The 8,168-nt window shown below is 71.5% G+C and carries 7 protein-coding genes; 4 read left to right on the top strand and 3 right to left on the bottom strand.

Annotated features, from left to right (window positions below):
* Positions 1-97 precede the first annotated feature (97 nt).
* Positions 98-703, bottom strand: coding sequence for a YqgE/AlgH family protein (locus BN976_RS06420; RefSeq protein ID WP_011783153.1), 606 nt, complete (start codon positions 701-703; stop codon positions 98-100).
* Between the two features lie 149 nt (positions 704-852).
* On the opposite strand from BN976_RS06420, the gene BN976_RS06415 reads away from it, so the two are divergent.
* Both BN976_RS06415 and BN976_RS06410 read left to right on the top strand, forming a co-directional pair.
* Positions 853-2,136, top strand: a complete 1,284-nt coding sequence (locus BN976_RS06415; RefSeq protein WP_036368783.1) for an MFS transporter — start codon at positions 853-855, stop codon at positions 2,134-2,136.
* 9 nt (positions 2,137-2,145) lie between these two features.
* Positions 2,146-2,922, top strand: coding sequence for a TIGR03084 family metal-binding protein (locus BN976_RS06410; protein ID WP_036368782.1), 777 nt, complete (start codon positions 2,146-2,148; stop codon positions 2,920-2,922).
* 17 nt (positions 2,923-2,939) lie between these two features.
* Here the strand turns inward: BN976_RS06410 and BN976_RS06405 are convergent, their stop codons facing one another.
* Together BN976_RS06405 and BN976_RS06400 are read right to left on the bottom strand one after the other, a co-directional pair.
* Positions 2,940-3,437, bottom strand: a complete 498-nt coding sequence (locus tag BN976_RS06405) for a hypothetical protein (protein WP_036368780.1) — start codon at positions 3,435-3,437, stop codon at positions 2,940-2,942.
* A gap of 6 nt (positions 3,438-3,443) precedes the next feature.
* Positions 3,444-4,895 carry a CCA tRNA nucleotidyltransferase gene (locus tag BN976_RS06400; protein WP_036368778.1) on the bottom strand — a complete coding sequence of 484 codons (1,452 nt, stop codon included), beginning with the start codon at positions 4,893-4,895 and terminating at the stop codon, positions 3,444-3,446.
* 85 nt (positions 4,896-4,980) lie between these two features.
* Between BN976_RS06400 and BN976_RS06395 the strand changes: the two genes are divergently transcribed.
* Both BN976_RS06395 and BN976_RS06390 read left to right on the top strand, forming a co-directional pair.
* A complete protein-coding gene (locus tag BN976_RS06395; protein ID WP_199558890.1) occupies positions 4,981-5,766 on the top strand; it encodes an NUDIX hydrolase in 786 nt (261 codons plus the stop codon).
* On the top strand, positions 5,763-8,168 hold a 2,406-nt coding region (locus BN976_RS06390), incomplete at its 3' end, for a DUF6049 family protein (protein ID WP_084182217.1). The genes BN976_RS06395 and BN976_RS06390, both read left to right, overlap by 4 nt.

Genomic DNA, 8,168 nt, shown 5'->3' with positions numbered 1-8,168 from the left:
AGCAGTCGGCGACGGCGGGCGGGTGCGGCGGCAGCGGCGGTGGCAGCGGCTGCGGTACGTGCACGCTGTCCTGTGACCGCTAGCGCGGCCGTCCGGCTCAGTTGCGGCTGAGGTCGATCGGATGGGTAGCCAACAGCGACAACGGCATCGGCTGCCGACGCAGGATCCTGGCCCACAGGTCGACCCGCGGCTCCACCAGGACGTCAGAAGGTAACGCGGACAACACGATCCAGTCGTCACGCTCGATCTCCCCCTCGAGCTGACCGATGGTCCAGCCCGAATACCCGGCGAAGATCCGGACCCCCTCCACCATCGGTGCGATCGAATCGGGGTCGGCGTCGAGGTCGACCATCACCACCCGGCCCTGCACGTGCCGCAGTCCGTCCACCCCGGCCGGGTCGATGCCGACCCGCAAGGTGGCCAGGCACAGGGCGGCGTCGCGTTTGACGGGGCCACCGATGAACATGGTCTTGGGTTTGGTGGCCAGCTTCGCCCACTGCGGCAGCACGTTGTACACCGCGGTCTCGCTGGGCCGGTTCAGCACCACGCCCAGGGTTCCGCCGTCGTTGTGTTCGACGACGTAGATGACGCTGCGCCGAAAAGTGGGTTCCAACAGGTCGGTGTTGGCCAGAAGCATCGTGCCCGCACGAACCCGGTATGCCGCAGGTGCGACGAAATCCTCCGGATCCTCGGGCTGTGCCATCGGACCATTCTGTCACCACCGGTTCATGATCGTGGCGAACAAGCGCGCCCCACTTGGATATTTGTACTGTGGGTCGGGTCGCGCGCTGCGCGCTCGCGTGAAGAGCCGACAATCCGAGACCATCCCTCCCGCCAACAGGACGTGACCCCGTGCCCGACGACCGCGCACCCAGGACGTTGTGGCGCTCGGTGCGCGCCCTGCCCGAATTCCGCAGGCTGCTCGAACTGCGGGCGGTCAGCCAGTTCGGCGACGGGCTGTTCCAGGCCGGTATCGCCGGTGCGATCCTGTTCAACCCGGAACGCGAGGCCGAACCCTGGGCCATCGCCGCCGCATTCGCCGTGCTGTTCCTGCCGTATTCACTGGTCGGTCCGTTCGCCGGTGCGCTGTTGGACCGCTGGGACCGTCGGCTGGTGCTCATCGGCGCCAACTGCGGCCGCCTTGTGGTCATCCTGGTGGTCGGCGCGCTGCTGTCCGCGGGGCTGTCCGACATTCCAATCCTGTTGAGCGCCTTGCTCGCCAACGGTTTCACCCGGTTCGTGTCGTCGGGCTTGTCGGCGGCGCTGCCGCATGTGGTGCCGCGCGATCAGGTGATCGCGATGAACTCGGTGGCCACCGCCACCACATCCATCGCCGCGTTCGCAGGCGCCATCTTCATGCTGTTGCCGCGCTGGCTGTTCGGCGCGGGCGACTCGGGTGCGTCGGTCATCATCTTCATGGTCGCGGTGCCGGTGTCGGTGGCGCTGTGGTTGTCGATGCGGTTCCCGCCTCGACTTCTCGGCCCCGACGACAGCGCCCGCGCCGTGCACGGGTCCGTCCTCTACGCGGTGGCCACCGGCTGGCTGCACGGCGCGCGCACCGTGCTGGCCGTGCCCTCGGTCTCGTCGACCCTGTCCGGGCTGGCCGCCCACCGGATGGTGTTCGGCGTCAACACGCTGCTGGTGCTCGTGATGGTGCGCCACACCGAGGCCGCGACGGTGGCCGGTTTCGGCACCACCGTGCTGTTCGTCTCCGCAGGTGGTGCCGGCCAGTTCCTCGCCACCGTCGTCACGCCGACCCTGGTGAAGAAGTGGGGCCGGTACGCCACACCGAACGGCGCGCTGGCGTTCGCCGCCGCGGTGCAACTGTGCGGCGCGACGCTGAACCTGCCGGTGATGATCGTGTGCGGGTTTCTGCTCGGTGCGGCCGGCCAGGTCGTCAAGCTGTGCGCGGACACCGCGATGCAGATCGACGTCGAGGACGCGCTGCGCGGACACCTGTTCGCCGTCCAGGACGCGCTGTTCTGGCTGGCGTTCATCGTCGCGATCTCGGCCGCCGCGTTCGTCATCCCCCCCGACGGCCGCTCGGTGGGCCTCGCGGTCGCAGGCGTGGGCACCTACCTGGCGGGTCTTGCCGTGCACGCGACCGTCGGCCGGCGCGGCAGGCCCCGCGGCTAAGGTGACCCCATGGCCGATGCCGCCCGCGTGATCGACGAGTTGCGCGCCGAGAGCGACGATCTCGACGCGCTGGTGGCCGCGCTCCCGGCAGCGCGGTGGACGCTGCCCACCCCGGCGCCGGGCTGGACGATCGCCCACCAGATCGGGCACCTGATGTGGACCGACCGGGTGGCGCTGCTGTCGGTGACCGACGAGGCCGGCTTCGCGGCGGTCCTGGCGCAGGCTTCGGAGAATCCGGGCGGCTTCGTCGACGCCGCCGCCGAAGAGCTCGCTCTGACTTCTCCCGGGGAGCTGCTCGCCGACTGGCGTGCCGCCCGCGCCGCGCTGCACGACGCTCTGTCGACGGTCGCCGACGGCCGCAAGTTGCCGTGGTTCGGGCCGCCGATGAGTGCCGCGTCGATGGCCACCGCCCGGCTGATGGAGACGTGGGCGCACGGCCTGGACGTCGCCGACGCGCTGGGCGTGACGCGGGCGCCGACAGCACGGTTGCGCTCGATCGCCCACATCGGCGTGCGCACCCGCGACTTCGCCTTCACGGTGCACGGGCTCACCCCGCCACCGGAACCGTTCCACGTGAAACTGTCGGCGCCGGACGGCGCGCAGTGGACCTGGGGACCCGAGGACGCGGCCCAGCGGGTGACGGGCTCGGCGGAGCATTTCTGCATGCTCGTCACCCAGCGGCGTCCCCGCGCGGCCCTCGACGTCGTCGCCGTCGGGCCCGACGCCGAGAAGTGGCTGACCATCGCGCAGGCGTTCGCCGGACCTCCCGGGCAGGGTCGCGGCTAGGCTCCGGGCACTACCCCCTACAGGTACTCCGCCGAGTCGGCGGCTCCGTCGCCGTCACCGTCGACGAGCCGGACATCCCACCGACCGTCGCCGTCGGTGTCCACCCACGCCTGCCCGGTGCCGAACGCACGGTCGGCCACACCGTCGCCGTCGCCATCGACAAGGCGCTCCGGGTCGCCGTCACCGTCGAGGTCGGCCGGCGCGGAAGCCGCCGGATGCTCCACCCCGTCGAGGCCGAACCAACGCAACGCCGCGCCTCGGTCGGCGGCCACCGTCCACGTGCCCGTCCCGTCGTCGGTGAAGAACGCCTCCGGGATCGCGTCGCCGTCCAGATCCCGCGCGGCGTGATCGGCTGTCCCGTCGCCGTCGAGATCGGCCAGCACGTCGTCGATCACGCCGTCGTCGTCGAGGTCGAGCCCGACGGCGTCGGGCACACCGTCACCGTCGAGATCGCTGTCCGGACCGGCGGTCCACATCGTCGCCGACCCGTCGGCGTCCCCCAGGCAGTACTCCATACCTGATCAGACGTTGGGGCGGCCCTTCTCGTTCCACCACTTCAGCAACTCGGCGACCGCCTCGTCGTACTCGAGCGGGCCGCGGTCGAGCCGCAGTTCCTTGAGGTGGTTCCACGCCTGCCCGACCTGCGGCCCCGGCGGGATGTCGAGGATCCGCATGATCTCGTTGCCGTCGATGTCGGGCCGCACCCGCGCCAGATCCTCCTTGGCGGCGAGCTCCTCGATACGCCGCTCCAGGTCGTCGTAGCTGGCCTGCAAGCGCGCCGCGCGCCGCTTGTTGCGGGTGGTGCAGTCGGCGCGCACCAGCTTGTGCAGCCGGCCGAGCAGTGGCCCGGCGTCGGTGACATAGCGCCGTACCGCCGAATCGGTCCAGCGGCCGTCCCCGTAGCCGTGGAACCGCAGATGCAGATACACCAGCTGCGACACGTCGGAGATCATCTGCTTGGAGTACTTGAGCTCGCGCATCCGCTTTCGGGTCATCTTCGCCCCGACCACCTCGTGGTGGTGGAAGCTCACACCCCCGTCGGGCTCGTGCCTGCGGGTGGCCGGCTTGCCGATGTCGTGCAGCAGCGCGGCCCAGCGCAGCACCAGATCCGGGCCTTCCGGGCCCTCCAGGTCCATCGCCTGCCGCAACACGGTCAACGAATGCTGGTAGACGTCCTTGTGCTGATGGTGCTCGTCGATGGCCATCCGCATGGCGCCGATCTCGGGCAGCACCACATCACCGAGACCCGTCTCCACCATCAGGTTCAGCCCGGCCACCGGGTCGGCGCCCAGCAGCAACTTGTCCAGCTCGGCCGCCACCCGCTCGGCCGTGATCCGGGACAGCTGCGGCGCCATCTCCTGCAGGGCGCGCCGCACCCGCGGCGCCACCGCGAAGCCCAGCTGCGACACGAACCGGGCCGCGCGCAACATCCGCAGCGGATCGTCGCCGAACGACACCTCCGGTTCGGACGGGGTGTCGAGCACCTGGTCCCGCAACGCGGCCAGTCCGTCGAGCGGATCGAGGAACTCGGTCGGCCCGTCTGGAGTGATGCGGACCGCCATCGCGTTCACGGTGAAATCGCGGCGCACCAGGTCGTCGGCCAGGTTGTCGCCGTACCGCACCTCGGGATGGCGCGACACCTGGTCGTAGGAGTCGGCACGGAACGTCGTGATCTCCAGCCGGTCCCCGCCCTTGGCGACACCGAGCGTGCCGAAATCGATACCGGTGTCCCACAGTGCGTCGCCCCAGCCGCGCAGGAAGGGCAGCATCTGATCGGGCCTGGCGTCGGTGGTGAAGTCGAGATCGGTGCCCAGCCGGCCGAGCAGCGCGTCGCGCACACTGCCGCCGACCAGGTAAAGCTGGTGACCGTGGTCGCCGAACAGTCGGCCCAACTCGCGCAGCACCCCGCCATGGACGTTCAGCGCAACCTGCGCTGCGGCCAGCAGTTCGGAGTCGGAGGTGGGGTCGGGCACGTCCGGTGAGCCTACTGGTCACAGCCATGTCACCGACCGGCGAGTGCGGCGAGTGCCGCAGTTCATGCCAGCTACTATCGCTTGGGTGTCGGACGGCGAGCAGGCCAAACCCCGACGGCGCCGCGGGCGCCGTCGCGGCCGACGCGCGGCAGGTCCCCCCGAGGCGCTGCCCGATCAAGCCGCCGACCACCGGCAGCAGGCCCCGCCCGCCGGGACCGCCGGCCAAGCGCGCCAGACCCCCAAACCCCAGCGGACCAGGACGCGGCGGCCACCGGAGCGCCTGCGAACCGTGCACGAGACATCCGCAGGCGGCCTGGTCATCGACGGGATCGACGGGCCCAAGGACGGCCAGGTGGCCGCGTTGATCGGGCGCATCGACCGCCGCGGCCGGATGCTGTGGTCGCTGCCGAAGGGCCACATCGAGATGGGTGAGACCGCCGAGCAGACCGCGATCCGCGAAGTCGCCGAGGAGACGGGGATCCAGGGCAGTGTGCTGGCCGCTCTCGGCAGCATCGACTACTGGTTCGTCACCGAGGGCAGGCGCGTCCACAAGACGGTGCACCACTACCTGATGCGGTTCTCCGGCGGTGAACTCTCCGACGAGGACGTCGAGGTGACCGAGGTGGCCTGGGTGCCGGTCAAGGACCTGCCCTCCCGGCTGGCCTACGCCGACGAACGGCGCCTGGCCGAGGTGGCCGACGAGTTGATCGACAAGTTGCACACCGACGGGCCCGGCGCCCTCCCCCCGCTTCCCCGCACGACGCCGCGACGACGCGGGCAGACGCACTCGCACACCCGCCGGCACCGACCTGACCCCACCGCTCAACCCCAGCCCGGCCGGCGGACGAACGGCTGCGGTCAGGGGCCGTGAGGGGCCCCGCGCGCCTGCTCGTCGCGGTCCTCGCGCTGCTGCTGGCCGTCGCACCCGCCGCCGCTTCCCCCGTCGCGGCCGCCCAACCGGGCACTGTCGCGTTCCTGCGCGTGCAGATCGACAACATCACCCCCGACGTCGTCACCACCACCAGCAACCCGCTGGTGACCGTGACCGGCACCATCAGCAACATCGGTGACCGGCCCGTGCGCGATGTGGTGGTACGGCTGGAACGTGCCAAGGCGGTCGCGTCGTCGACCGCGCTGCGCACCGACCTGGCCGGCAACGTCGACCAGTACCAGCCCGTCGCAGACTTCGTCACCGCCGCGCCCGAACTTGCCCGCGGACAACGGGTTCCGTTCCGGCTCGCCTACCCGCTGCGGTCCGGGGTGCCGTCCTCGATGCGGATCGACAACCCCGGCGTGTACCCGGTCATGGTCAACGTGAACGGCACCCCCGACTATGGGGCGCCCGCGCGGCTCGATGACTCGCGCTTCCTGCTGCCGGTCCTCGGCGTACCGCCCGAAGGTGACTCCGACAGCGCCAGCGAAGCCCTGGACTCCGCGGTGCCACCGGACACCACCCGCCCCGTCGGGCTCACCGTGTTCTGGCCGCTCGCCGACCGGCCCCGGCTGGCGGCCGGCGCCCCCGGCGGCACCACCCCGGTGCGCCTGATCGACGACGAACTCGCCGGCTCGCTGGCCCCGGGCGGGCGCCTGGACACGTTGTTGACCGCCGTCGACTTCGCGACCGGTCCCGAGGTCGACCCCGGCGGAAACGTCACGCGCACAGTCTGTCTGGCGATCGACCCGGACCTGCTGATCACCGTCAACGCCATGACCGCCGGCTACGTCGTCAACGACGCCGCCGACGCAGGCCCGCGCACCCCGACCCACCCCGGCACCGGCCAACAGGCAGCGGTGGACTGGCTCAACCGGCTCAAGGCGCTCGCCCGGCGGATGTGTGTCGCCCCCACCACCTACGCCCAGGCCGACCTCGACGCCCTCCACCGGGTCGCCGACCCCGGCCTGTCCGCGATCGCCACCACCGGCGCCGCAGGCATCCTGGACCAACTGTTGGGCGTCACCTCGACCCGCGGTGCCAGCCTGGTCGGCGACGGCCCGCTGACCGCCCCGGCGGTACAGCTGCTGTCCGGCCACGGACCGACCGTCGCGATCGGCGCGGCGAACCTCGGCGAGCCCGGGGAGACCGCCGACGGCACCGCCGAGACAGCCGACACCGTCCCGCTGCGCTACACCCCGACCGTGGTCGCCGCGCCGTTCGACCCCGCGGTGGGGGCCGCCCTCGCCGGCATGGGCCCGACGCCCGAGTCGCCCTCCTATCTGAACCCCGCGCTGGACGTCGCGGTCAAACAGGACTCCGACGTGGCACGGCGCCAGGACGCGATCGGCGCGCTGCTGTGGCGCAGCCTGAACCCGGACATCGGGCCACGCACCCAGATCGTGGTGCCGCCGCTGATGTGGAACCTGGCGCCGGCCGACGCCCAGGCGGTCCTGACCGCGGTGGCCAGCAGCATCCGGGCCGGGCTGGCGGTCCCACGCCCGCTGACCGCACTGATCGACGAGGCCACCTCCGCCGCGCGCGACGCCCCACTGCCGTCCGGGTCCCTCGGAAATCCGCGCGGACGGTTCGACAACGGTGTCGTCTCGGGCATCTCCGCGGCCACCGGCCGGCTGTGGGGCTTCACCGCAGCCCTGACCACCGACGAACGCACCGGTCTCACCGGCAACCAGTACACCGCGCCGTTGCGGGAGGATCTGCTGCGCGCGCTGAGCCTGTCGGTCCCGCCCGACGCCCGCAACGGACTGGCGCAACAACGGCTGACGACGGTCGGCCGGACCGTGGAGGACCTGTTCAACGCCGTCACGATCGTCAACCCCGGCGGCTCCTACACCCTGGCCACCGAACGCAGCCCGCTGCCACTGGCGCTGCGCAACGACCTGCCGGTGCCGATCCGGGTTCGGTTGGACATCGACGCGCCACCGGGCATGTCGGTGACCGACATGGGTGAGATCGTGCTGCCGCCGGGCTTCCTGCCGCTGAAGGTGCCGATCGAGGTGCACTTCACCCAGCGGGTCGCCGTCGACGTGGCCCTGCGCACCGCGGACGGGCTGCCGCTGGGCGAGCCGGTGCGGCTGTCCGTGCACTCCAACGCCTACGGCAAGGTGCTGTTCTTCATCACGCTGACCGGGGGCGCGGTCCTGGTGCTGCTCGTCGGACGCCGCCTCTGGCACCGGTTCCGTGGGCAGCCCGACCCCGCCGACCTGGAAGCCGACCCGACCCGCCCCGACCCGATCGAGGTGGCACTCGCCTACGACGAAGGGCGACCCGGCCCCGACGAGCGGCCCGCCGCCGACCCCGGCAAGCGCCGCGCCGGCACC

It is taken from the genome of Mycolicibacterium austroafricanum (genome assembly GCF_000612725.1).
GTDB lineage: Bacteria > Actinomycetota > Actinomycetes > Mycobacteriales > Mycobacteriaceae > Mycobacterium > Mycobacterium austroafricanum.
This window is presented reverse-complemented; position numbering and strand designations above follow the sequence as displayed.